Here is a 22,629-nt window from a genome sequence, read left to right on the forward strand (position 1 = left end):
CTCAGCCCATGAGCGGCTGCTTGCCGGCTGACAGCGCTGCTGCTCCGTGCAGCCCGGCGGCCTCGAGCCAGTTGCCGAGCATGCGATAGCCGCCCTCTGTGAGGATCGACTCCGGGTGATACTGGACTCCCCAGACGGGCGCATCCGTGTGTTCCAGTGCCATGATGACGCCGTTGCCAGACGGATGCGCGGTACGGGCAGTCACGCGCAGCTGCGGCGGCACCGAGTCGTCTTCGACTGCCAGCGAGTGATAGCGGGTCGCCGTGAACTGCTCGGGGATGCCTTCGAACAGCGGCGTGCGCTCGTGCACGACGACGCTCGTCTTGCCGTGCATGAGCTCTTCAGCGTGCGAGACGACGCCGCCCAGCGCTTCTGCGATCGCCTGGTGGCCGAGGCAGACGCCGAACAGCGGCACCCTGTGCTCGATCGCGGCGTGCACGAAGTCGACGGATGCGCCAGCTTCAGCGGGTGTGCCGGGGCCGGGTGAGACCAGCACGGCGTCCCACTCGGTGATGCGCTTCGGGTCTGCGACGTCGTTGCGCTCGACGGTGATGTCGGCGCCGAGCTCGGTCAGGTAGCCGGCGAGGGTGTACACAAAGCTGTCGAAGTTGTCGACAACCAGCACCCTCACGATTCGCCCACCGTGACGTCGGGAGTCTGGAAGAACGTCTGCATGACCCAAGGGTAGGCATGAAAGAAGAGCACGTAGACCACGGCTGCGAAGAGCACGACGAAGACGAAGAGCTTCACGAACCAGGGGCCGGGGATGATTCGCCACAGACCTGCGTACATCAGGCGTTTCCTTCCAGGGCTTCAGCCAGTTCGACGGGCATGCCGTCTTCGATTGGCTGCCAGCCGACGAAGACGCCGAACGCGATCAGCCTGCCCTCAGGCGACCAGTCGGGGTTGCACGTGGTCAGGGTGATGTAGCGGTCGTCGGCGTCGAGTTCAGGCATGTCGGGCACCGGGGCAACGACATCGACCTGCGTCGGCGGCACATACTCGGTGTTGCGGAACTCGTAGACGTACCAGGCCTCGGGGGTCTTGATGTAGATGCGGTCGCCGATGCGCAGCTGGTCGAGCTCGGTGAACGGGCCGCCGAGCCCATTGCGGTGGCCGGCGATCGCAAAGTTGCCGAGCTCGCCTGCCAGGGCGCCGGTCTCGTAGCGGGCGAGCCCCTGCTCGAGGCTGTCGATGACGAGCGGGCTCGTGGTCTCGCCGATCGTGCGCTGGAAGTCGCCGAAGCGCGGGATGTACATGACGGCGTAGTTCTCGAGTGCGCCGACCGCTGTCTCCCTCGGAGGCTCGTCGGTGCGCAGCTCTGTGCCCTCCTCGGCGACCTTCTCGTCACCGAGACTCTGTGCGAATTCAGATGCGGCGGCCTGCTGCTGGTTGCCCATGATCGCGTCGCTGAAGCCGAGCTGCCAGCCGACGAATCCGCCGATCAGCACTCCGGCGGTGAGCAGCAGCTCGCCGAGAACGCTGGCGAATGTCGCATGGCGCCTCGGTCTGGGCTTTGAGTGACGGGCGCGCATACGGTGATTCTACCGGGCTGAGGTAGACTAGTGGGCGCTATGGCAAAGTCATCGAATTCAACGAGTCGCGCAGTCAGTCGCGCCGCACGCAAAGACGCAGTGAACCCGCGTTGGTTCCTGCCGCTCATGCTGGGCTTCATGATCGTCGGATTCGTCTGGATCATCCTCTTCTACGTGAGCATGCACACGCTGCCGATCCCCGGCATCGGCTTCTGGAACGTCGCCATCGGCTTCGCCATCATGTTCATCGGCTTCATCATGGCCACCCGCTGGAAGTAGTGCGCCCTACGCACTGACTCGCGCATCCGTCTGCCTGCTGCTGAAGGCGAATTACACGGGTGTAATTCTCCACAGCTGTGGATGAAACTGTGGATAACTTCGGCGCGTGACGCAACGACGAACCGACGACTCGGCAGGCTGCCGAACCGTCGGTGACGCGGATGCGCGCTACAGCCGGATGAACATCCAGAGTTCCCAGAGCGCAAGACTGACGACAGCGGTCAGGCCGATGGCCGACCACAGACCCCTGGCTCGCTTGCCGTCGGTGCGCTTGCCCGCGAGCAGCGCGCCTCCGAAGCCGATGATGAAGCCGGCGATCAGACCGCCGACGTGTGCCTGCCAGGCGACACCCTCGACGAAGAAGCCGTAGGCGAGGTTGATGCCGACGATGACGAGCAGCGACATGTCGACCTTGCCGACGACTCGCTGCAGGCCGATGTAGACGCCGAAGAGGCCGAAGATCGCGCCTGATGCGCCGACGACCCACGAATTGGATCCGAGCAGCGGAACAGCAACGCTGCCAGCGAGCGCGGTGACGATGTAGGTCGCGATGAACGGCAGCTTGCCCATGGCCTGCTCGAGGGCGGGGCCGAGCATCCAGAGCGCCAGCATGTTGAGCGCCAGGTGCATGATGCCGCCGTGCAGCAGCGCTGCGGTGATCAGCCTCCAGGGCTGGAAGATCGCGACTTCGCCCTGGAACGCCAGCAGGTCGGTGATCGGCGAGACGATCATGGCGATCAGCGAGATCGCCGCAGTCACGACGACGATCGAGAGTGTGACGCCCTGGGGACGCCGCACCAGCTGCTGAACTCGGCTGGGCCGGCGGCTGCGGCCCTGCGCCTGTCGCACATCCCCGTGCACCTGCTTCTGCCAGGAGCGCTCGCGCTGGATGCAGTCATCACACTGCACGCCGACGGCGGCCTGATTCTGGCAGGCAGGACACAGGGGGTTGCCGCACCGCTGGCACAGCACCCACGTGGGACGGTCAGGATGCCGGTAGCAGGATTCCGGCCCGGCCGAGTTCGACAATTATTACGCCTTCTGAACGTCGATCGACGAGATCACGACGTCTTCGAGGGGCTTGTCGCGACCGTCGGTTGCAACACCCTCGATTGCGTCGACGACAGCCTTCGAAGCGTCGTCGGCGACCTCGCCGAAGATGGTGTGCTTGCCCGTGAGCCACGGGGTCTCGACGGTTGAGATGAAGAACTGCGAACCGTTGGTGCCGCGGCCGCCCTGCAGGCCTGCGTTGGCCATGGCCAGCAGGTACGAGCGGTCGAACGAGAGCTCGGGGTGGATCTCGTCGTCGAACTGGTAGCCCGGTCCGCCGATGCCCTGACCGAGGGGGTCGCCGCCCTGCAGCATGAACTGCTTGATGATGCGGTGGAAGATCACACCGTTGTAGAGGGGCTCGTTGGTCTCTTCGCCCGTCTCGGGGTGACGCCAGGTGCGCTCGCCGGTTGCGAGGCCGATGAAGTTCTCGACCGTCTTGGGAGCGTGGTTGCCGAACAGGTTGACGACAATGTCGCCGTGGTTCGTGTGAATGGTTGCGACAGCAGTGTGATTAGCCATGTTTTCATCTTCCCACAACAGGTGGGCTGATCAGGGGGTCTCAGCGTTCGACTACAGCGAAATCGCGGGCAGAGTGATGTGCTGTTCAGCAAAACCTGCAAAGATGAAGCCCAAGGTTTGAATGGAGGAACGACCATGTCACTCGCCCTTTCCCGCAAGCGCGAAAAGCAGATCAAGAAGCTGCGCAAGCAGGCCGAGAAGCTCTGGGACGTTCAGCGATCGGTGAACAGCCGCGCTGGCGAACTTGCCCGTGAGGCTTCACACCAGGCCCGTGAGTACACCAACGAGAGCGTCGTCCCCGAAGCGCGTCGCTACGCGCAGCGTGGCCTCGACCGTGGCCGCAACGCCCTCTCCGGTGCCGCCCGCGGCTGGAACAACAGCGTCATCCCCGCCGTCGCCGGCGGACTCGGCTCATTCGCGGCCATGACGCAGATCTCGAAGGACAAGCGCGTCAAGGACGCAATTGCCAACGTCGAGAAGTACGCACGCGTGCCCGATGTGGCTCCCGCCGAGCAGGCCAAGAAGGGCCTCTCGGCAGGCCAGTGGGTGCTCATCGGAGTCGGTGTCGTCGCAGTCGCAGGTGCCGCTTACGCAGCATGGCAGACGCTTCGTGCCGACGACGACCTCTGGATCCCCGATGCAGACGAGGTCGAGGCGGCTCCCGCCAACTGACGAGTTTCTCGTCGGCCTTCACGGCTGAACGCACAGGGTCGCATCCTTCGGGGTGCGGCCCTTTTGCGTTGGCTGGTGGCGGGTTTGAGGGCGGCTGGGTGCACGAGAAGCCGCAATGTCACCAGAAGCCGCAAATCCTGCGGCTTCTCGTAAACAGCCGGCCGAATTGCGGTTTCTGGTGAACAGCCCGGCAGTCCGTGGCCGCCCCTAGCCCCCTACCCCCGCCGATCGGCAAGCGGCGTGCCCACGCCTGCCTCGTGATGCCGTCCGAGCGCAAACGGAATCAGCGGCGACGTCTTCAGCCCTGCGACCTCATCGAGCGTGAACCAGCCAACGTCGTCGGTCGTGCCGTCCTTCTCGACCTCGTACTCGCCGCCGATTACCTTGGCCGAGTACACGATCCGCAGTCCCTGCAGGTCGCCCTGCCCCTCGATGCGGCGCGATGCCGGCACGACGAACGAGTCGATGCCCAGCAGTCCGGTGAGCTCGGCCACGTAGCCGGTCTCTTCGGTCACTTCGCGCAGCGCTGCGTCCTCGGGGTGCTCTCCCGGATCCATGCCGCCGCCCGGCAGAGTCCAGGCGCCGCCGATCCAGTGCGACAGCAGCATCCTGCCGTCTTCGATGATGACGCAGTAGGCAGCGGGTCGCAGATTCATACAGCCAGCCTACGCACCCGCCGTTCAGCCATGACATGCTGAATGCGTGCTGCTGACTGCCTCCCTCATCGCCGCGATCGTGCTGAACGCCCTCGTCGCCGGCCTGTTCTTCGCATTCTCGACCGCTGTTCTTCCGGGTCTGCGCGACGTCGACGACAGAGCGTTCGTCACGATCTTCAGGCGCATCAACGCCGCAATCCAGAACCCGGTCTTCCTAGCCGTGTTCTTCGGCGCCCCCATTCTCGCCGTTCTGGCAGCGGGCACGGCCCTGATCCAGGGCACTGAGCTGAACACGACGATGATCGTCGTCGGAGCCCTGCTCTCGGCAGCCACATTCATGTTCACGTCCAGCCGCAGCGTGCCGCTCAACACGATGCTTGATCGCCTGCCGGCGAACACAGACGCGGATGCGCGCTCGGCAAGAGAGCGATTCGAACCTCTCTGGAGCCGCTGGAACGTCATTCGCACGCTCACTGCCACCGCATCCGTCGCAGTCCTGTCGATCGCACTCGTCTTCTAGAACTCATCCTTTTCTTGAATAGTTCCATTCTTTGGGCTACACTGAAGACATGACCGACACGACAGCACCTCAGCAGCCGGCGGACGCCGTTCTGCGCGCTGCCGGTCTGCGTGTCACAGCACCGCGGATGGCGGCACTCGCCGTCATCGCCGAGCACAAGCACGCAGAGGCCGACGAAGTCGCTGCCGCTGTGCGCGAGCGCCTCGGGTCAGTCTCGACCCAGGCTGTCTACGGCGTGCTGCACGCTCTGACCGACGCTGGCCTGCTGCGCCGCGTCGACACCGGTGCCCGCAATGCGGCCCGCTACGAGATGCAGCTCGACGACAACCACCATCACATGATCTGTCGCGAGTGCGGCCGTCTCGAAGACGTGCCGTGCCAGGTGGGCCACGCCCCCTGCCTCGTGCCGCCCGCCGAACACCACCACGACTACGAGATCGAAGTCGCCGAGGTGCTCTTCCGCGGCACCTGCGCCGACTGCCGCGCGGCCCGCACCGCCTGACCCGCGCATCCGCCTCACATCAGACCTGACCAAACCATCACTATGGCCATGCCACCAGAAGGAGACCCTATGACCTCGTTCGACCCCACCAAGGACCACTCGTCCGAAATCCCCTCGACCACCGAAGCGGGTGCACCCCGCGAGAGCGACGCGCATTCACTGAGCGTCGGCAGCAACGGCCCGCTGATGCTGCACGACGTTGCGCTGGTTGAGAAGCTCGCACGCTTCGACCGCGAGCGTGTTCCCGAGCGCAGCCCCCACGCCAAGGGCTCCGGTGCATTCGGCTCGTTCGAAGTCACAGAAGACGTCTCGAAGTACACCAAGGCGAAGTTCCTGCAGCCGGGTGCCAAGACCGACATGCTCGCTCGCTTCTCGACCGTCGCCGGTGAGCTCGGTTCACCCGACACGTGGCGCGACGTGCGCGGATTCGCGCTCAAGTTCTACACAGAAGACGGCAACTTCGACATGGTCGGCAACAACACCCCGGTGTTCTTCGTGCGCGACCCCATGAAGTTCCCTGACTTCATCCACTCGCAGAAGCGCGAGCCCGCAACCGGCCTTCGCAGCAACAACATGCAGTGGGACTTCTGGTCGCTCTCACCCGAGACCGCACACCAGGTCACCTACCTCATGGGCGACCGCGGACTCCCCCGCACCTGGCGTCACATGAACGGCTACTCGTCGCACACCTACATGTGGGTCAACGAGGCTGGCGAGAAGTTCTGGGTGAAGTACCACTTCATGACCGAGCAGGGACTCGAGTTCCTGTCGAACGAAGAGGCGGGCAAGCTCGCCGGTGACGACGCTGACTTCCACCGTCGCGACCTGTTCGAGTCGATCGAGAACGGCGACTTCCCGTCGTGGACCTTCGAGGTGCAGATCATGCCCTACGAAGACGCGAAGAAGTACCGCTTCAACCCGTTCGACCTCACCAAGACGTGGTCGAAGAAGGACTACCCGCGCATCCCGGTCGGCCGCTTCACGCTGAACCAGAACCCGGTCAACCACTACGCACAGATCGAGCAGGCTGCCTTCAGCCCCGCGAACACCGTGCCCGGCACCGGCGTCTCACCCGACAAGATGCTGCTCGGCCGCGTGTTCTCGTACCCCGATGCACAGCGTCACCGCATCGGCACGAACTACAACCAGCTGCCCGTGAACCGTCCGATCGGCGAGACCAACTCGTACGACAAGGAAGGCCACATGCAGTTCAGCCACTCGGGCAATGCTCCCGTGTACGCGCCGAACTCGTACGGCCGCTCGTACCAGGACGAGCAGGGCCCGGTCGACAACGGCTGGGAGTCCGACGGCTCGCTCGTGCGCTCGGCATACGAGCTGCACGCTGAAGACGACGACTTCGGTCAGGCGCACACACTCATTCGTGAGGTCATGGATGAGGCAGCCCGCGGCCGTCTCGTCGAGACCGTGACGGGTGCGCTGCTCGGCGGCGTTGAAGAGCCCGTGCTCTCGAACGTCTTCCAGTACTGGAAGAACATCGACCAGGAGGTCGGCGAGAACATCGAGAAGGCGTACCGCGCCGCAATCGGCGACCAGGAGCCCGGCGGAACACCTACCGACAAGTAGCTCACGGCAAAGGCGGCCGATCCCTCTGTGGGGTCGGCCGCCTTTTGCGTCGGCGGGGAGTCGCGCTACAGCACGCCAATGCTCTGCAGCTGACCGTACGCATTGATCGCGAGCAGGATGCCAAGCAGGCCGATGATCCACGCGATCGTGCCGCTGGCATGACGGGTCAGGAACGACTCGATCCTGCGCAGCGGCCGATCGAGCAGCCGTCCCCCGAACACCCGCCCGACGAGCAGCAGCAGCGCGGGCGCGATCATGACGAGGCAGTAGAACACGATGAGGCCGGGAGCGAGCGGGATGCCCGGGTCCTCTGCCGCGACGAGTCCGATTCCCGCAAGATACGGCAGCAGCGATGCGATCTCGAGACCGACTGCGACGAGCCCAAGCGTCAACAGGGGCCACAGACCGCCGTGGGATCCCTCGCCGACCGCACGCTCGCGCATCCGTCTGAGTCGCTCGCCCGCACCTTTGCCCTCGGCCGCCAGTGCGGCATCTCGGGCACGCTTGCGCTCTTTGCCCGCTTCGCCCCACGGGTCGAGGCGAAAGCTGTAGAGCAGCATGCCGACGCCGAGCGCGACCTGCGCGAAGAGGAACACCGGGTTCTGCTGCGCGGCCTCGAGCCATCCGAACACCTGATCGCCCACGAGCAGCGCGAGCGACAGCAGCACCAGGCCCACCACGGCGTAAGCCGTCGCGACGACTGCGAGGTAGAGCAGCACGCGGCCGCCGCGCAGCCTGCCCGGTGTCATGAGCAGCCAGATCGGAATCAGCAGCGTGCCGAAGCTCGTCGAGTCGATGAGGGCGAGCACGGCCAGCACCGGAACAAGCATCCAGACCGAATCAACGCCTTCGGGCACTATCGAGTCGACAAATGTGATCAGCATGCCCTGAGCATCACAGCACCGGCACCGTCGGCACATCGGGCGAAGGCAGGGGCTCTGGCGACGCCACTCCTCCTTTGGTCTGAGGCCCGGCCGCCTGGCGTGTGGTCGAATGGCTTCATGACCGCGACTCCCCCACGCCCGTCGGCTGGCCGACTGCACCTGCAGCAGGTGTTCACGCTCGGGCTCGCCGTGATGTTCATCGTCATGGGATGGGCCGGGATCGCCGAGTTCTCGTGGTGGCGGCAGCTCGGCCTGGTGCCGCAGCCCTGGTGGCACCTGGTGCCCCTCGCGCTCATGGCCGGCGTCATGCTGCTACGCATTCGCAAGCCCGTGCTCGCGCTGGTGCTCGGCGTTCTCTGCGTCGTGGCGGATCTGCTGATCGGCTTCAACCTGGGCATCCTGCTGTGCCTGTCAGACCTGATCTACAGCTTCGCGCTGAGGGCCACGGCTCGGTCGGTCAGAATCACCTCGGTCGTATCCGTTGTCTTCTCGGTTGCCATGCTGGCTCTCGCCCTGCTGCCCGGCGGCGGTCTCGCGTTCGGCGTCACGGTGACGCTGCTGAGCTTCTCGGTGCTCGTCATGCCCCTCTGGTGGGCCTCCGAGGTGCGGCGCGGGCGACCCCTCTGGCAGGAGCCCGACACCCACGAGTCGCTCGACCGCGAGCGGCATGCGGCGCTGCTGCGCGAGCAGGAGGCTCAGCGGCGCGTGGCCATCGATGCCGAACGCCGGCAGATGGCCAGCGAGCTGCACGATGTCGTGTCGTCCCAGGTCTCGGCGATCGCCCTCACCTCAGGTGCCGTGCTGCATGCCGAACCCGATGCCCAGCGCGACCGCAAGGCCCTCGAGACCATTCGCACCACATCCGTCGACGCCCTCGACCAGCTGGGCGAGATGGTGCGCGTGCTGCGAAGCGGCGCACCCGACACCGCTCCCCTGGAGCACACCGACTGGAACACGGTGATCGCCCGAGCCGAGTCGCACGGGCTCACGGTGTCTGCAGAGGGCACCATGCCAGACGACCTGTCGGCCAGCACCGAGCACGTGGTGATTCGTGTGCTGCAGGAGTCGCTCACGAACGCGCTGAAGCACGGCGACAAGACGGCGCAGGTGCACATCGACCGGGGCCGCCGCACACTGCGTCTGCGCGTGACGTCTGGGCTGTCGGACCACCCGGCGGATGCAGCGATGGGCTCAGGGACCGGGGTCATCGCCATGCAGGAGCGAGTCGAGCTGGTCGGAGGGCGGATGCTCGCCCACCAGAGCAGCGACGACACCTGGCTCGTAGAAGTCGAGCTGCCGCTGAAGGAGACATCACGATGAACGCAATCACGGTGCTGCTGGCCGACGACCACGCGACGGTTCGTGCCGGCCTCAGGCTGCTGCTCGAGACCGCCGGCGACATCGAGGTCGTGGGCGAGGCGGCCGACGGAGCCGCAGCGGTGCGACAGGCGCGGGTCTTGCGACCCGACGTTGTGCTGATGGATGCGCGCATGCCGGGAACAGACGGAGTCGAAGCAACCAGACAGGTCGTGCAGGACGCATCGGCAGAAGTGCTCATGCTCACCACATTCGATCTCGACGAGGTGGTGTTCGGCGCGCTCCGGGCCGGCGCATCCGGCTTTCTGCTGAAGTCGGTCGAGCCGGCACAGCTGATCGACGCGATTCGCCGGGTTGCCGTCGGCGATGGCGTTGTCGCCCCTGAGGTGACGCGGCGCCTGCTGCATGCGTTCGCCAATGCTCCTGAGCAGCCCGCTGCTCAGCCGAGTCGCGTCGTCGACGGGCTGACACCGCGCGAGGTCGATGTGCTGAGCTCGCTCGGGCGGGGGCTGCCCAACGCGCAGATTGCGGCCGAGCTCAGCATCAGCGTGACGACGGTCAAGACGCACGTGTCGAGCGTGCTCGCCAAGCTCGATCTCGAGTCGCGAATGCAGGCGGCGATCTACGCGCGCGAGGCCGGGCTCGGATAGGTCACCGAGCTGTCGCTGACCACGGCGCCTTCGCTCAGCTGCGCCTCGTCGACGTGGCCCTCGCCGAGAATGTGCTGCACCGTGTCTCCGTGCGCCAGCAGGTGGTCGGCGATGATACGCCTGTGACACCGCCACCACACGGCCTCCGAGCACATCACCGCCACGTTCTGCTCGCCTGCCGATTTGCGGAGGTCGGCCAGCGCATCCGCGAACTCCTCTGAGAGCGCATGGTCGGCATAGTTGTGAAAGCTGCGGTTCTGCCACCATTCGTTGACCTCGAACAGCACGGTCTTGCTGACTCGGCGACGGCCCGTCAGGCCTTCGGCATGCTCGTACCCGATGCCGGAGTCTTCGAGGGATGCGGCGAGCGAGTCCGCATTGAACTGCGGGTATTTGTTCGACCCGGCGATGCGCCTCACGTCGACGACTTGCCCGATGTCGCTTTGGCGCAGCAGGCCTATGAACTCTTCTGTCGACCGCGTCGAGTGCCCGATTGTGAAGACTGCCATGCTGCTCTCCTCCCGTGACAGTGGCCTGTTACCCAGAGTAGGAGATTTCGGGGCAGAATGACCGAGACTAGGAGTGAGGCTCCTGCTGCCGGATGTTCTGAAAGTAGTCAATTCTCGGAAACCGTGCCCGAAAGCAGTCTCTGTGCGGCGTTCCGCCGAAAATTGACTACTTTGGGGCACGCCCCCCAACGGAAAAACCCCGGCACGTTGCCGGGGTTTTGCAGTGGACCCGAGGAGAATCGAACTCCTGACCTCCTGCGTGCAAAGCAGGCGCTCTACCAATTGAGCTACGGGCCCGTATTGAATTGTGTGCCTTGGTGGGGCTACCAGGACTTGAACCTGGGACCTCTTCGTTATCAGCGAAGCGCTCTAACCGCCTGAGCTATAGCCCCTGGCACAAGCAATAACTTTACCATGAAAATCAGGGGCCGTCACACCACGCGACTCGAGCCGCCTACTGGTTCGTGAATCCCATCAGCAGGCCGCCCGTGAGCGGCACCGATCGGTTGTAGATCAGGGCCGCGAGAGCGCCGAGAATCGTGATCACCACGAAGTTCAGCAGCCCCACGATCACCGAGAACAGGATGACGCTCGGCAGCGACACGAAGTCCATCAGCGTGAACTGCGACGACGCCAGCAGATCCTGCAGCAGCTCGTCGACCTTGGCGAAGACGCCGAGGATCTCGAGCAGCAGCCACATGATGATCGTCACGACAATCTGAATCACGGCGAGGACGAAGCCGACCACGGCAGCCAGTTTCATAGCCGACCAGAAGTCGATGTTCTGGAGGCGCAGTCGGATCTGCTTGCCGCCGGTTCGCTTGGTGGGCGACTTGCGCTGGAGTGACTGTGAGACTCCGCTCATGCTTCATCCTCTTCTGTCGATGCCTGACCTGAAACGTCTGCGGCGTCAACACTACCCGCATCCGATTCTTCGCTCGTCATCTCAGCGGATGAGTCAGCGTCGTCGACGACGTCTTCAACGTGCTTCTCGGCGTTGAGCGCGATCGAGAGCACAGGGTCTTTCTTCGAGATCTCGGCGAACTGCACGCCCATCGTCATGCGACCGCGCGGCTCGACCTCGTCGACAGCCGAACGCACGACCTTGCCGCTGTTGCGCACCACGAGGACCTCGTCGCCGTCGCACACGCGCAGCGCACCCACGAGGCCGCCGCGTCCGTGGTCGCCCGATGCGAAGTTGCCGACACCCTGGGTGCCGCGACCCTTTGCGGGGTACTCCTCAAGCGGGGTCTTCTTCGCGTAGCCCTGATCGGTGATGACGAACAGGTAGCCTTCGTCGTCGGCGATCGACATGGCATTGAGCACATAGTCGTCGCCGATCAGCTTGATCGCACGCACACCCGAAGTCGCGCGTCCCATTGAGCGCAGCGCCTGGTCGCTCGCCGTGAAGCGAGCAGCCTTGCCGCCTGCAGTCACAACGAGGATGTCGTCGCCGGAGTTCGCGAGCTGGGCCGAGACGAGCTCGTCGCCGTCGAGCAGGTTGATGGCGATGATGCCACCCATGCGGTTCGTGTCGTACAGCTCGAGGCGCGTCTTCTTGATCTGCCCCTGCTTGGTCGCGAGCACCAGGAACTCGGCGGCGCCGTAGTCGCGGATGGCCATGACCTTCTGCACCGTCTCGTCGGGCTGCATCGCCAGCAGGTTCGCGACGTGCTGGCCCTTGGCATCGCGGCCGGCCTCGCCGAGCTCGTACGCCTTGGCACGGTACACGCGACCGAAGTTCGTGAAGAACAGCAGCCAGTGGTGCGTCGTCGTGACATCGAAGTGCTCGACCACGTCGTCGGCGCGCAGCTGGGCTCCGCGCACGCCCTTGCCGCCGCGGTGCTGCGAGCGGTACTGGTCGATGCGGGTGCGCTTGACGTAGCCGCCGCGAGTGAGCGAGATGACCATGTCCTCTTCGGGAATCAGGTCTTCCATGCTCATGTCGCCGTCGTAGCCGGCGAGGATCTCAGAGCGGCGGTCGTCGCCATAGCGGTCGACGATCTCGGTCAGCTCTTCGATGACGATCGCACGCTGGCGCTCGGGCTTGGCGAGGATGTCGTTGTACTCGTCGATCATGCGACCGAGCTCTTCTGCCTCGTCCTGGATCTTCTGGCGCTCGAGCGCGGCCAGGCGTCGCAGCTGCAGCTCGAGAATCGCACGGGACTGCAGCTCGTCGATGCTCAGCAGCTCCATCAGGCCTTCGCGAGCCTCTTCGACCGTGGGAGAACGGCGGATGAGTGCAATCACCTCATCGAGTGCGTCGAGAGCGGCGAGGTACCCGCGAAGGATGTGCATCCTCTCCTCTGCGCGAGCGAGGCGGAACTGCGTGCGCCGGACGATGACCTCGATCTGGTGCGTCACCCAGTTGGTGATGAAGCCCTCGATCGGCAGCGTGCGCGGCACGCCGTCGACGATGGCAAGCATGTTCGCGCCGAAGTTCTCCTGCAGCTGCGTGTGCTTGTAGAGGTTGTTGAGCACGACCTTCGCTACGGCGTCGCGCTTGAGCGTGATGACCAGTCGCTGACCGGTGCGGCCAGAGGTCTCGTCCTTGAGGTCGGCGATGCCCTGCAGGCGGCCGTCCTTGACGAGGTCTGCGATTTTGCGCGCAAGGTTGTCGGGGTTGACCTGGTACGGCAGCTCGGTGACGACGAGCGACGTGCGCCCGTGGATCTCTTCGACGTTGACGACAGCGCGCATCGTGATCGAGCCGCGGCCGGTCGCATAGGCATCCTGGATGCCCTTGTTTCCGAGGATCGTCGCACCCGTCGGGAAGTCGGGGCCCTTGATGCGCTCGATCAGGGCTGCGCGCAGCTCTTCGTTCGACGCTTCAGGGTTCTCGAGGTGCCACACCGCGCCCGCCGCGACCTCGCGGAGGTTGTGCGGGGGGATGTTCGTGGCCATGCCGACGGCGATGCCGACCGAGCCGTTGACCAGCAGGTTCGGGTAGCGAGCAGGCAGCACAGCGGGCTCCTGCGTGCGACCGTCGTAGTTGTCTTGGAAGTCGACCGTGTCTTCGTCGATGTCGCGCACCATCTCGAGTGCGAGCGGCGCCATCTTGGTCTCGGTGTACCTGGGGGCTGCCGCTTCGTCGTCGCCGGCGGAGCCGAAGTTTCCCTGGCCGTGTGCAAGCGGGTAGCGCATTGCCCACGGCTGCACGAGACGCACGAGGGCGTCGTAGATCGCCGAGTCACCGTGCGGGTGGAACTGGCCCATGACGTCGCCGACGACGCGCGAGCACTTCGAGAACGGGCGGTCGGGTCGGTAGCCGCCGTCGAACATCGCGTAGAGCACGCGGCGGTGCACGGGCTTGAGGCCGTCGCGCACCTCAGGAAGCGCGCGTCCGACGATGACGCTCATCGCGTAGTCGAGGTACGAGCGCTGCATCTCGCTCTGCAGGTCGACCTGCTGCACTCCTGTGCGGGGCTCCTCGGGTGTTGTTTCGTCAGTCATCAAGCGTCCTTAAATGTCGAGGAAGCGCACGTCGCGTGCGTTCTTCTGAATGAATTCGCGACGAGCTTCGACGTCTTCGCCCATGAGGATCGAGAAAGTTGCGTCTGCTGTCGCGGCGTCGTCGAGCGTCACCTGACGGAGGGTGCGAGTCTCGGGTGACATCGTGGTCTCCCAGAGCTCCTGGTAGTTCATCTCACCCAGACCCTTGTATCGCTGCACGGGATTCTGGTTGTCGCGAGGAAGTCGCCAGCCCCTGTCGCGTCCCTCTTTGAGCAGAGCATCGCGCTCGGCATCGGAGTAGACGAACTGGTGCTCGGCGTTCGTCCACTTGATGCGGTAGAGCGGCGGCATTGCAAGGTAGACGTAGCCGAGATCGACGAGCGGCCGCATGTAGCGGAACAGCAGCGTCAGCAGCAGCGTCGTGATGTGCTGGCCGTCGACGTCAGCATCGGCCATGAGCACGATCTTGTGGTACCGAACCTTGTCAGGATCGAAGTCTTCGCCGAGGCCGGCACCGAAGGCCGTGATCATCGACTGGATCTCGGCGTTCTGCAGCGCTCGGTCGAGACGCGCCTTTTCGACGTTGAGCACCTTGCCGCGCAGCGGCAGAATCGCCTGCGAGTAGGGGTCGCGACCCTGCACCGCAGAGCCGCCTGCCGAGTTGCCCTCGACCAGGAAGATCTCGGACTCAGACGGGTTCTTCGACTGGCAGTCCTTCAGCTTGCCGGGCATGCCGCCCGACTCGAGCAGGCCCTTGCGACGCGTCTGCTCGCGAGCCTTGCGGGCTGCGATGCGTGCGGTCGCAGCCGAGATCGCCTTGCGGACGATGTCCTTGCCCTGCAGCGGGTTGCGCTCGAACCAGTCGCCGAGCATGTCGCCGGCGACGCGCTGCACGAATGACTTCGCCTCGGTGTTGCCGAGCTTGGTCTTCGTCTGGCCCTCGAACTGCGGCTCGCCGAGCTTGATCGAGACGATGGCGGTGAGGCCCTCGCGCACATCCTCGCCCGTGAGGTTGTCGTCCTTCTCCTTGAGCAGGTTGTTCGCGCGGGCGTAGCGGTTGATCAGCGTCGTCAGCGCAGCGCGGAAGCCCTCTTCGTGCGTGCCGCCCTCGTGCGTGTTGATCGTGTTCGCGTAGGTGTAGACCGCCTCCTGGTACGAGGTCGTCCACTGCATCGCGATCTCGAGCGACAGCTTGCGCTCTTCGTCCTCCTGCTCGAAGTCGATGATCTCTTCGTGGACCTTCTCGGTCTTCTTCTGCTTGTTGAGGAACTCGACGTAGTCCTTCAGGCCGTTCTCGTACAGGTACGTGACGGTCTTCGTCTTGGGCGTAGCGGGTGCGTCCTGCGGGTCTTCGTCGCTGAGCTCCTGCTCGATCTCGGCAGCCTCTTCGACCTGCTCGGGGCGCTCATCCGTGATCGAGATGGTGAGGCCCTTGTTGAGGAAGGCGTACTGCTGAAAGCGAGTGCGCAGCGTCTCGTAGTCGAATTCGATGCTCTCGAAGATGTCGCCGTCGGGCCAGAACGTGATCGTCGTGCCCGTCTTGTCGGTCTCTTCGCCGATCTGGATGGGGCCAACGGGTGCGCCGACCTCGAACTGCTGTCGGTGCACGTTGCCCTGACGGCTCACCTCAGCCTCGAATCGGGTGGAGAGCGCGTTGACCACAGACGAGCCGACACCGTGCAGACCACCCGAGACCGCGTATCCGCCGCCGCCGAACTTTCCGCCTGCGTGCAGCACTGTCAGAACGACCTCGAGCGACGACTTGCTGGGGTCTGACGCGTGCGGGTCGACCGGAATGCCGCGGCCGTTGTCTTCGACGCGTAGGCCGCCGTCAGCAAGAATCGTCACATTGATCGTGTCGCAGTGGCCGGCCAGCGCCTCATCGACAGCGTTGTCGACGATCTCGTAGACCAGGTGGTGAAGACCGCGGGGGCCGGTCGAGCCGATGTACATTCCGGGCCGCTTGCGAACCGCCTCGAGACCTTCGAGAATCTGGATGGCGTCGGCACCGTACTCATTCGGCTTCGGCTCAGTCATAGACGGTAAACTCCTTATATTGGCGCGCACAAGGCGCATCTGCCAGTCTACCTCTTTTCGGCGTGTTTAGCCCGTTGTGAACCGCGCTGAGCGCCGATTTCTCGCACAGGCGAATAATTTGGTCGCCCGAGCCCCGTTCTACGACCGGAATGCACTTTCGCGGGCATATCGGGGTGATCCTGCGTCGAGGACGTACCCCCTGGTCGCAGCGATCAGTCGGCAAGCCTCGCAACCACCGCAGTGAGCGAGTCCTCTTCGCCGACGTTTCCGGCGAACACCACATACGGAATCCCCTGAGCCGGTCCCGACTGCGGCTGCCAGAGCGACACGATGCCCGGCAGCATCGGTCCGACAACCATCGCCCGGCTGATTCCGAGGGCTTCCGAGGCGGTGTCTGACGACGTGATGCCGCCCTTCGCGACGACGAAGCGCGGAGGCGCGGCATCCATCAGGCGCGCCACGAAGTCGACAAGAGCAGACGAGATCTGCCGCGCAATGTCGAGGGAGTGCGCTTCGTCTCGGCCCTTGATGAGCTCACGCGACGTGTGCACAATGACGGTTGCGTGCGCAATCGAATCGACGGATGCGCGCACACGGTCGTCGAGGTGCGCATTCCGTTCGTCAGTCAGCAGCAGGCGAGCATTCAGCTCGATTGTCACGGTGTCGGGCCGAGCGGCCTTGAGATGCGCGAGCTGCGCCGTGGTCAGAGGAACATGGCTGCCGACGACGACCAGGCCGCCGCGGTCATGCGCGAACTCGATCTGGTCGGGCAAGACGGGCTCTGCGACCGGCTGCCCGATGTGCGCGCGCAGGTATGGCGGGCCGATGCGCAGCAGCGCCGATCGTCCTTCTGCCTCAAGTGCGTGGATGGCCAGCGCGATGACGCGCATGTCATCTTCAGCCACGACATCCGGGGCGACCACAGACCCTGCTGGTGCTTCGCGCAGCACGGCGGCCACCGCATCCGGCCCCTTCCGCACGGTTTCGATGTCGATCAGCACCACCTGGTCTGCTGCGATTCGGCCGCCGGTCTTCTCGGCAACCCAGTCGGCAAGACTCGAGCTCGTGAATCCGAAGGTCGCGTCGGCGGCGAACGGCGTCTGCCCCACCGGCGTCGCCTCGTCGCCGACCACCCAGTAGTGCACGCCGTGCACGGTGATTCGGCCGGCATCGGGAAACGCCGGGATCAGCACAGTGAAGCTCGGGGCGACTCCGCCTCCATCCAGCATGGCCTGCGAGAGGATGTCGGTCTCGAGCGGGTAGTGGCCGCGAAGCGTCGAGTCGCCCCTGCTCACGAAGCGAACGACCCTGCCGGCCTTCGCTGCGGCCTCAGTCGCAGCGGCGACCACGGCACGCGTTCTCGACACGGTCTGCTCGGCATCGAGCGAACGCGTGTTGGTCAGCACATAGACGGCAGCGGTGCCCTGCTGCAACGCCCAGCTGAAGTCGTCGGGCGACCATCGCGTCAGCACCGGAAGGCCGGCGACCGACTGCGTGCCGGTGGGGTCGTCATCGAGCACGACATAGACGACCTCGGGCGGCACTGAACTCGCGACGTCAGCTGCCGACACCTCGAACGGCTTCGGCAGACCCGTCAGCAGATCGCTTGACTGCATGAACACTCCCCTGTGTGCAGATTCGATGACTATAGGAAATCAGAAATACAATATCTTGCATTCAGGGTAGTGCACCGGGCTCGTTCATCCGTAGGTGTCTCGTGGCCCCCGGCCCGGAACAGAACGGTACCCAGCCTTGAAGCTGCGCTGGTGCGGCCCGTTGAACTTGATGCGCCGAACACTCGATTCAGGGAATCGTTCGGTCAGCTTCTTGATGATGTCGCTGTGCATCATGCGCAGCTGCTGCGCCCACGCCGTCGATGCGCACTGCACGACGAGCTCGCCGTCGATGACCTCCTGCGCGACGCTGTGCTCAGCCGCGCCGTCGCCGACGAGGCTTGCCCAGTTGCCGATCACGTCGCCGCGGGCGAGCTCTTCTGTCCAGCCGAAGTTTGCGGCCGCAAGGTCGAGCACGGCTCCGAGCCCTTCTGGGTCGCGCCCTTTTCCGAACGGCTTCGACCCCTGCTCGGCCGCCGCCCGACGCCTTCTGCCATCGCGCGTCGTGTGCGCCGGGTCGCCGAACTTCAGCACGAATCGCTGCCACACGCGCTCGTGCTCGGTTTTTGCGAGGTCACGCCGCATCTTCGACCACTTCACCAGAGCGGATGCGCACCCTGCGGGTCACGAGATCCTCGGGAACATCGCCCTCCACGGCAGCAGTGATCAGCACCTGCTCGAACGAGCCGATCGCGTCGGCCATGCGCTGGCGTCGCGTCGAATCCAGCTCGGCGAAGACGTCGTCGAGAATCAGCACCGGATCGCCGGCGGCCTCGCCTCGCAGCAGCTCGGCAGAAGCGAGCTTCAGCGACAGGGCATACGACCAGGATTCGCCGTGACTCGCGTAGTGCCTGGCCAGCAGCCCATTGAGATCAAGGTGCAGATCATCGCGATGCGGACCCACGAGCGAGACTGCCCGCTCGAACTCGTCACTCCTTCGCGCATCCAGCAGTGCTCTGAACTCTTCTTCTGATGCCGGAACATTCGTCTGCAGCTGCAGCTCGGTCGCATGCTCGTCGCCGGCGATCGCCGCATACGCCCGTGCAACGTGCGGCGCGAGATCTGTGACGATCTGCTGCCGGGCGGCTTCAATGCGAAGGCCGAGCGTGACCAGCCGTTCGTCCCACACCTGCAGGGTCTGCACAACAGAGTCGGTGATTCGAGAGCCTCGGCCTGACTTCAGCAGTGCGTTGCGCTGCCGAACGACCTTCTCGTAATCAGCGATCACGGCAGCCATGCGGGGCTGACGGATGGTCGCCAGCTGATCCAGAAATCGCCTGCGGCCGCCGGGTTCCCCGCGGATCAGCGCCAGGTCTTCGGGTGCGAAGAGCACGACCTGGGCATAGCGCGGCAGGTCTCGCATGGCGATGCGCTTGCCCTGAGCCTGAGCGCGGTTGGCACCCTGGCGATTGAACTGCACGTCGACACCGATCGTGCGGGTGCCGTGCGTGAGCTGCGCACGGATGACAGCAGACTCCTTCGACGCCCGGATCAGTGCTGCGTCGCCGCTGACCCGGTGGCTCGCACCGGTCGCGAGCACGACGATCGCCTCGACGAGGTTCGTCTTGCCCTGCCCGTTCTTACCGATGAACAGCGTTGCGCCAGGAGTGAGATCCAGTGCTGCACGCTCGTAGTTGCGGTAGTCGGCAAGCTCTATCCGACTGACGTGCATGAAGAATCAGCGCGTGAGCAGGTTTGGCTGCAGCAGGTACTTGAAGTCGTCGGATGCGGGCTCGTCACGCGAAGTCTGGCGCGAGAGCAGCAGCGGCCCGGGCTTGTTCGTGTTCTGGCTCTTGGTGAAGGCGATGCGCACGAATTCGCTGTGTGCTGCGCCGAGGCCGTCGAGCAGAAACTGCGGCTTGATCGAGAGCACGATCTCTTCGCCGTGCATGACCGTGTCGACGGTGTCTCGCGACGCCGCCTGGTCGCTGCCGGTGCCCTCGAGCGTGAGCCGGTTGTCAGAGAACGTGCACTTCAGCGCAGCCTCGCGGTCGAGCACCAGCTCGACTCGCTTCGTCGCCTCGACGAGCTCGGCCGTGTTGACGACCGCGTAGTGCGGGGTCTCTTCAGGGAACAGCTTGCGAACAGGCGGGTAGTTGCCCTTGATCAGCAGGCTGGTGACGGTGCGGTCGCCAGCCGAGAAGCCGATCTGCTGGCGCTCTGCGTTGTCAGACATCGTGATCGTGACGTTCTCGGCCTTGCTAAACATGCGGCCGACTTCGCTGAGGGTCTTGGCAGGCACGAGTGCGGTCAGCGGCTCGGTCTCGTCGCCGGCATCCCATTCGATGCCGCGAATCGAGACGCGGTAGCGGTCGGTTGCGATCATCGTGAGCTCGGTGCCAGTCGCCTCGAGCTGCACGCCGGTGATGACGGGGGTGACGTCTTCGCGTGATGCCGCGATCGACACCTGGGCAACAGCCTCAGAGAACGCGGATGCGCGCACGAGTCCGGTGCGACCGCTCACCTCGGGTGTGGTCGGGTACTCCTCGATCGGCATGCGCTGCAGCTTGGTCTCCCATGAGCCGGCACGGACGACGATGGCTGAATCCTGCTCTTCGACGACAACGGTGTCTGTCTTCAGGTTGCCGGCGATGCTCGCGAGCATCGTGCCGAGGACGAGCACTGTGCCTTCGTCTTCGACGTCAGCTGCAACGCTGGTGCGGGATGAGACTTCGTAGTCGAATGCCGAGAACTCGACCCGGCCATCCGCCGCTGTGATCTTGACTCCCATGAGGATCGGCAGGGTGCTGCGCTGCGGCAGAAGCTTCGCGGTGAATGACACTGCTTCTTTGAAGACATCGCGATTGATGACGAACTTCACGGCTCATTCTCCCTCTCGTGGATTGCCCCGTAATTCTGTCACAGTCTGGCGAGACCGATCACCGAGACTTTTGCCAGTCGCCGCTTGAGGTTGGTGACTTGATCGAATGACATTTCTCTTATTCATAGTCATAACCCCGGTGGAAACTGTGAGCAAGTCAGCCGAAGCCATGAGGCGCATGGAAACTACATCGTTGTGAGATGTGGAGCGAGCGCTGCAGATTGTGATTCGTCTGTGGAGACGAAATCGAATGACAGCTTTGTCATTACACAGCTTCATCGAGAGTCTCCACAGGCGCTGCTCATTGCCAACAGGCTATTCCACATGAAGTGCACATTGAAGGTTGTCATTCGTCGAACCGCCTTCCAGGCACGACAGAGCCTCGAGCCGTGGTGTTCGGCTCGAGGGGCGGGTGCCGTCAGGCGCCGGATGCGCGCTTGAGTCGCGTGGTGAGCTCGGTCACCTGCGTGTAGACCGAGCGACGCTCCTTCATGAGCTTCTCGATCTTCTTGTTGGCGTACATCACCGTCGTGTGGTCGCGGTTGCCGAACAGTGCGCCGATCTTCGGCAGCGACAGGCTAGTGAGCTCGCGGCAGAGGTACATGGCGATCTGGCGCGCACGCGCGATGGTCTGCGAACGCGACGATCCGTACAGGTCGTCTTCTGTCAGATCGAAGTACTTGGCGGTCTGCGAGATGATCTCGCCCGGTCCGATCTCGGCACGCTCTTCAGAGATGATCGAGTGCTTGAGAACAGTCTGCGCCAGCTCGACGTCGATCGGCAGCTTGTTGAGACTTGCGAACGCCGTCACTCGAATGAGCGCGCCTTCGAGCTCGCGGATGTTCGTGCGAACCTTGTCGGCGATCAGCGTCAGGATGTCGTCGGCTATGACCATGCGATCCATCTGCGCCTTCTTGCGCAGGATCGCGATTCGGGTGTCAAGGTCGGGAGCTGTCACGTCTGTGATGAGTCCCCATTCGAACCTGCTGACCATGCGCGATTCGAATCCGGTCAGGTGCTTGGGCTGCACATCCGACGTAATGACGACCTGCTTGTTGTGATCGTGAAGAGTGTTGAAGGTGTGAAAGAACGCCTCCTGCGTGGAGTCGCGTCCCTGCAGAAACTGAATGTCGTCGATCAGCAGCACGTCGATGTCGCGATACCGGGTCTGGAAGATCTGGCCCTGGTTGTTCGCGATCGAGTTGATGAAGTCGTTGGTGAACTCTTCGCTCGAGACGTACTTCACGCGGATGCCCGGATACAGCGACTGCGCGTAGTTTCCGATGCCGTGCAGCAGGTGCGTCTTGCCGAGGCCCGATTCTCCGTAGATGAAGAGTGGGTTGTATGCCTTGGCCGGCAGCTCAGAGACGGCGAGTGCCGCTGCATGAGCGAAGCGGTTGGACGAGCCGATGACGAATGTGTCGAAGGTGTACTTCGTGTTGAGCGAGGTCTCGGAGGCCGGAGTCTCGATTCGACGGATTGCCGGGGCGGCCGAGGGAGCGGAGGCAACAGGAGTCTCGGCCTCGGGATCTGCTCGGGCCGGAATCTCTTCGTCTTCTTCGCCGAAGTCGTCGTCTGCCCCGAGTTCTGGGTTCACGACAACGCGGAACGACGTGATGTCCACAGAGTTATCCCCAAGCGCCTCCACAATGGGAATGCGGAGGCGATGGTAGAGCATTTCACGTGCGAGCTCGCTCGGAACCTCGATGTAGAGCATGTCGCCGATGGCGCCCTGAGGCTCTGCGAGGTCAAGGAATCCGCGCATCTGCGGCAGAACTCGCGAATCCTCATTGAGCTTGGCGACGACCGCCGACCATAGTCGATCGGTAGCTGAATCTGCCGCCATATCTTGCTGCCACGCCTTTCCAGAGCCCATTGTCCACAGGGTTATCCCCAAGTGAAAGAGTATAGGTGAGGCCAGGCAGTGCACGTAGCGAACACGGAAGCCGGACCGGGTTCCTAGAGTTTGCCCTCATACTCGCGGCGGTGCAAGTTATAGTTATTGAAGACGGCATGTCGTCGACA

23 protein-coding genes and 2 tRNA genes are annotated in these 22,629 nt (G+C 64.1%); 7 read left to right on the forward strand and 18 right to left on the reverse strand.

Going from position 1 to position 22,629, the window contains the following annotated elements:
- Position 1: 1 nt before the first annotated feature.
- From CZ674_RS00115 to CZ674_RS00120, 3 genes are read right to left on the reverse strand one after another with little or no spacing between them, the layout of a single operon-like run.
- Positions 2-634: an anthranilate synthase component II gene (locus CZ674_RS00115; RefSeq protein ID WP_086990231.1), complete on the reverse strand. Its 633-nt coding sequence runs from the start codon at positions 632-634 to the stop codon at positions 2-4.
- On the reverse strand, positions 628-792 hold the full coding sequence (locus CZ674_RS14230) for a hypothetical protein (protein ID WP_200810014.1): 165 nt from the start codon (positions 790-792) through the stop codon (positions 628-630). The genes CZ674_RS00115 and CZ674_RS14230 overlap by 7 nt, the downstream gene beginning before the upstream one ends.
- A complete protein-coding gene (locus CZ674_RS00120; RefSeq protein ID WP_086989835.1) occupies positions 792-1,535 on the reverse strand; it encodes a class E sortase in 744 nt (247 codons plus the stop codon). The genes CZ674_RS14230 and CZ674_RS00120 overlap by 1 nt, the downstream gene beginning before the upstream one ends.
- Positions 1,536-1,574: 39 nt before the next feature.
- On the opposite strand from CZ674_RS00120, the gene CZ674_RS00125 reads away from it, so the two are divergent.
- On the forward strand, positions 1,575-1,814 hold the full coding sequence (locus CZ674_RS00125) for a cell division protein CrgA (protein ID WP_086989839.1): 240 nt from the start codon (positions 1,575-1,577) through the stop codon (positions 1,812-1,814).
- Between the two features lie 168 nt (positions 1,815-1,982).
- Here CZ674_RS00125 and CZ674_RS00130 read toward each other — a convergent pair whose 3' ends face one another.
- Together CZ674_RS00130 and CZ674_RS00135 are read right to left on the reverse strand one after the other, a co-directional pair.
- Positions 1,983-2,723 (reverse strand): rhomboid family intramembrane serine protease, encoded by a 741-nt coding sequence (locus CZ674_RS00130; RefSeq protein WP_086989841.1) that lies wholly within the window; start codon positions 2,721-2,723, stop codon positions 1,983-1,985.
- A gap of 123 nt (positions 2,724-2,846) precedes the next feature.
- Positions 2,847-3,386 carry a peptidylprolyl isomerase gene (locus CZ674_RS00135; RefSeq protein ID WP_086989844.1) on the reverse strand — a complete coding sequence of 180 codons (540 nt, stop codon included), beginning with the start codon at positions 3,384-3,386 and terminating at the stop codon, positions 2,847-2,849.
- Between the two features lie 135 nt (positions 3,387-3,521).
- On the opposite strand from CZ674_RS00135, the gene CZ674_RS00140 reads away from it, so the two are divergent.
- Positions 3,522-4,058, forward strand: a complete 537-nt coding sequence (locus tag CZ674_RS00140) for a hypothetical protein (protein WP_086989847.1) — start codon at positions 3,522-3,524, stop codon at positions 4,056-4,058.
- Between the two features lie 215 nt (positions 4,059-4,273).
- Here the strand turns inward: CZ674_RS00140 and CZ674_RS00145 are convergent, their stop codons facing one another.
- Positions 4,274-4,714, reverse strand: coding sequence for an NUDIX hydrolase (locus tag CZ674_RS00145; RefSeq protein WP_086989850.1), 441 nt, complete (start codon positions 4,712-4,714; stop codon positions 4,274-4,276).
- Between the two features lie 46 nt (positions 4,715-4,760).
- On the opposite strand from CZ674_RS00145, the gene CZ674_RS00150 reads away from it, so the two are divergent.
- From CZ674_RS00150 to CZ674_RS00160, 3 genes are all read left to right on the forward strand, one after another.
- On the forward strand, positions 4,761-5,234 hold the full coding sequence (locus CZ674_RS00150; RefSeq protein ID WP_086989853.1) for an anthrone oxygenase family protein: 474 nt from the start codon (positions 4,761-4,763) through the stop codon (positions 5,232-5,234).
- 49 nt (positions 5,235-5,283) lie between these two features.
- Complete coding sequence (locus tag CZ674_RS00155) at positions 5,284-5,736, forward strand: Fur family transcriptional regulator (protein ID WP_086989856.1); 453 nt, start codon at positions 5,284-5,286, stop codon at positions 5,734-5,736.
- Between the two features lie 69 nt (positions 5,737-5,805).
- Complete coding sequence (locus CZ674_RS00160; protein WP_086989859.1) at positions 5,806-7,320, forward strand: catalase; 1,515 nt, start codon at positions 5,806-5,808, stop codon at positions 7,318-7,320.
- Positions 7,321-7,385: 65 nt separating this feature from the next.
- Here CZ674_RS00160 and CZ674_RS00165 read toward each other — a convergent pair whose 3' ends face one another.
- Positions 7,386-8,204 (reverse strand): GAP family protein, encoded by an 819-nt coding sequence (locus CZ674_RS00165; RefSeq protein WP_159456840.1) that lies wholly within the window; start codon positions 8,202-8,204, stop codon positions 7,386-7,388.
- 117 nt (positions 8,205-8,321) lie between these two features.
- Between CZ674_RS00165 and CZ674_RS00170 the strand changes: the two genes are divergently transcribed.
- Entirely contained in the window at positions 8,322-9,524 is a 1,203-nt protein-coding gene (locus CZ674_RS00170) for a sensor histidine kinase (RefSeq protein WP_086989864.1), read from the forward strand.
- Entirely contained in the window at positions 9,521-10,171 is a 651-nt protein-coding gene (locus CZ674_RS00175) for a response regulator (protein ID WP_086989867.1), read from the forward strand. The genes CZ674_RS00170 and CZ674_RS00175 overlap by 4 nt, the downstream gene beginning before the upstream one ends.
- On the opposite strand, the gene CZ674_RS00180 is transcribed toward CZ674_RS00175, so the two are convergent.
- The 11 genes from CZ674_RS00180 to dnaA all read right to left on the reverse strand — a co-directional run bounded on the left by CZ674_RS00180 (position 10,144) and on the right by dnaA (position 22,450).
- On the reverse strand, positions 10,144-10,680 hold the full coding sequence (locus CZ674_RS00180; protein ID WP_086989871.1) for a DUF488 domain-containing protein: 537 nt from the start codon (positions 10,678-10,680) through the stop codon (positions 10,144-10,146). The two genes, CZ674_RS00175 and CZ674_RS00180, sit on opposite strands and share 28 nt — an antisense overlap.
- Before the next feature lie 224 nt (positions 10,681-10,904).
- A tRNA-Ala gene (locus CZ674_RS00185) sits at positions 10,905-10,977 on the reverse strand.
- A gap of 18 nt (positions 10,978-10,995) precedes the next feature.
- Positions 10,996-11,072, reverse strand: a tRNA-Ile gene (locus tag CZ674_RS00190).
- A 62-nt stretch (positions 11,073-11,134) separates the two neighbouring features.
- Positions 11,135-11,545 (reverse strand): DUF3566 domain-containing protein, encoded by a 411-nt coding sequence (locus tag CZ674_RS00195; protein ID WP_086989874.1) that lies wholly within the window; start codon positions 11,543-11,545, stop codon positions 11,135-11,137.
- Positions 11,542-14,133 (reverse strand): DNA gyrase subunit A, encoded by a 2,592-nt coding sequence (gene gyrA, locus CZ674_RS00200; RefSeq protein WP_086989877.1) that lies wholly within the window; start codon positions 14,131-14,133, stop codon positions 11,542-11,544. Before gyrA ends, CZ674_RS00195 begins: the two co-directional genes overlap by 4 nt.
- Before the next feature lie 9 nt (positions 14,134-14,142).
- Positions 14,143-16,170, reverse strand: coding sequence for a DNA topoisomerase (ATP-hydrolyzing) subunit B (gyrB, locus tag CZ674_RS00205; RefSeq protein WP_234988347.1), 2,028 nt, complete (start codon positions 16,168-16,170; stop codon positions 14,143-14,145).
- Between the two features lie 212 nt (positions 16,171-16,382).
- The gene (locus tag CZ674_RS00210) at positions 16,383-17,786 is read right to left on the reverse strand and encodes a four-carbon acid sugar kinase family protein (RefSeq protein WP_086990234.1); all 1,404 of its coding nucleotides are present in this window, start codon (positions 17,784-17,786) and stop codon (positions 16,383-16,385) included.
- Between the two features lie 84 nt (positions 17,787-17,870).
- Positions 17,871-18,368 (reverse strand): DUF721 domain-containing protein, encoded by a 498-nt coding sequence (locus CZ674_RS00215; protein ID WP_143244569.1) that lies wholly within the window; start codon positions 18,366-18,368, stop codon positions 17,871-17,873.
- Entirely contained in the window at positions 18,358-19,455 is a 1,098-nt protein-coding gene (gene recF / locus CZ674_RS00220) for a DNA replication/repair protein RecF (RefSeq protein WP_086989886.1), read from the reverse strand. Before recF ends, CZ674_RS00215 begins: the two co-directional genes overlap by 11 nt.
- 6 nt (positions 19,456-19,461) lie before the next feature.
- Positions 19,462-20,604: a DNA polymerase III subunit beta gene (gene dnaN / locus CZ674_RS00225; protein ID WP_086989890.1), complete on the reverse strand. Its 1,143-nt coding sequence runs from the start codon at positions 20,602-20,604 to the stop codon at positions 19,462-19,464.
- 418 nt (positions 20,605-21,022) lie between these two features.
- The gene (gene dnaA / locus CZ674_RS00230) at positions 21,023-22,450 is read right to left on the reverse strand and encodes a chromosomal replication initiator protein DnaA (RefSeq protein WP_086989892.1); all 1,428 of its coding nucleotides are present in this window, start codon (positions 22,448-22,450) and stop codon (positions 21,023-21,025) included.
- Between the last annotated feature and the right edge of the window lie 179 nt (positions 22,451-22,629).

The organism is Agrococcus casei LMG 22410 (assembly GCF_900163565.1).
GTDB lineage: Bacteria > Actinomycetota > Actinomycetes > Actinomycetales > Microbacteriaceae > Agrococcus > Agrococcus casei.

What these genes read in the sequence shown, in the direction of transcription:
- CZ674_RS14230 (WP_200810014.1), bottom strand. Translation starts at nt 792, where the DNA reads ATGTACGCAGGTCTGTGGCGAATCATCCCCGGCCCCTGGTTCGTGAAG.
- CZ674_RS00120 (WP_086989835.1), bottom strand. Translation starts at nt 1,535, where the DNA reads ATGCGCGCCCGTCACTCAAAGCCCAGACCGAGGCGCCATGCGACATTC.
- CZ674_RS00125 (WP_086989839.1), top strand. Translation starts at nt 1,575, where the DNA reads ATGGCAAAGTCATCGAATTCAACGAGTCGCGCAGTCAGTCGCGCCGCA.
- CZ674_RS00135 (WP_086989844.1), bottom strand. Translation starts at nt 3,386, where the DNA reads ATGGCTAATCACACTGCTGTCGCAACCATTCACACGAACCACGGCGAC.
- CZ674_RS00140 (WP_086989847.1), top strand. Translation starts at nt 3,522, where the DNA reads ATGTCACTCGCCCTTTCCCGCAAGCGCGAAAAGCAGATCAAGAAGCTG.
- CZ674_RS00145 (WP_086989850.1), bottom strand. Translation starts at nt 4,714, where the DNA reads ATGAATCTGCGACCCGCTGCCTACTGCGTCATCATCGAAGACGGCAGG.
- CZ674_RS00155 (WP_086989856.1), top strand. Translation starts at nt 5,284, where the DNA reads ATGACCGACACGACAGCACCTCAGCAGCCGGCGGACGCCGTTCTGCGC.
- CZ674_RS00160 (WP_086989859.1), top strand. Translation starts at nt 5,806, where the DNA reads ATGACCTCGTTCGACCCCACCAAGGACCACTCGTCCGAAATCCCCTCG.
- CZ674_RS00165 (WP_159456840.1), bottom strand. Translation starts at nt 8,204, where the DNA reads ATGCTGATCACATTTGTCGACTCGATAGTGCCCGAAGGCGTTGATTCG.
- CZ674_RS00170 (WP_086989864.1), top strand. Translation starts at nt 8,322, where the DNA reads ATGACCGCGACTCCCCCACGCCCGTCGGCTGGCCGACTGCACCTGCAG.
- CZ674_RS00175 (WP_086989867.1), top strand. Translation starts at nt 9,521, where the DNA reads ATGAACGCAATCACGGTGCTGCTGGCCGACGACCACGCGACGGTTCGT.
- CZ674_RS00180 (WP_086989871.1), bottom strand. Translation starts at nt 10,680, where the DNA reads ATGGCAGTCTTCACAATCGGGCACTCGACGCGGTCGACAGAAGAGTTC.
- CZ674_RS00195 (WP_086989874.1), bottom strand. Translation starts at nt 11,545, where the DNA reads ATGAGCGGAGTCTCACAGTCACTCCAGCGCAAGTCGCCCACCAAGCGA.
- gyrA (WP_086989877.1), bottom strand. Translation starts at nt 14,133, where the DNA reads ATGACTGACGAAACAACACCCGAGGAGCCCCGCACAGGAGTGCAGCAG.
- gyrB (WP_234988347.1), bottom strand. Translation starts at nt 16,170, where the DNA reads ATGACTGAGCCGAAGCCGAATGAGTACGGTGCCGACGCCATCCAGATT.
- CZ674_RS00210 (WP_086990234.1), bottom strand. Translation starts at nt 17,786, where the DNA reads ATGCAGTCAAGCGATCTGCTGACGGGTCTGCCGAAGCCGTTCGAGGTG.
- CZ674_RS00215 (WP_143244569.1), bottom strand. Translation starts at nt 18,368, where the DNA reads ATGCGGCGTGACCTCGCAAAAACCGAGCACGAGCGCGTGTGGCAGCGA.
- recF (WP_086989886.1), bottom strand. Translation starts at nt 19,455, where the DNA reads ATGCACGTCAGTCGGATAGAGCTTGCCGACTACCGCAACTACGAGCGT.
- dnaA (WP_086989892.1), bottom strand. Translation starts at nt 22,450, where the DNA reads ATGGCGGCAGATTCAGCTACCGATCGACTATGGTCGGCGGTCGTCGCC.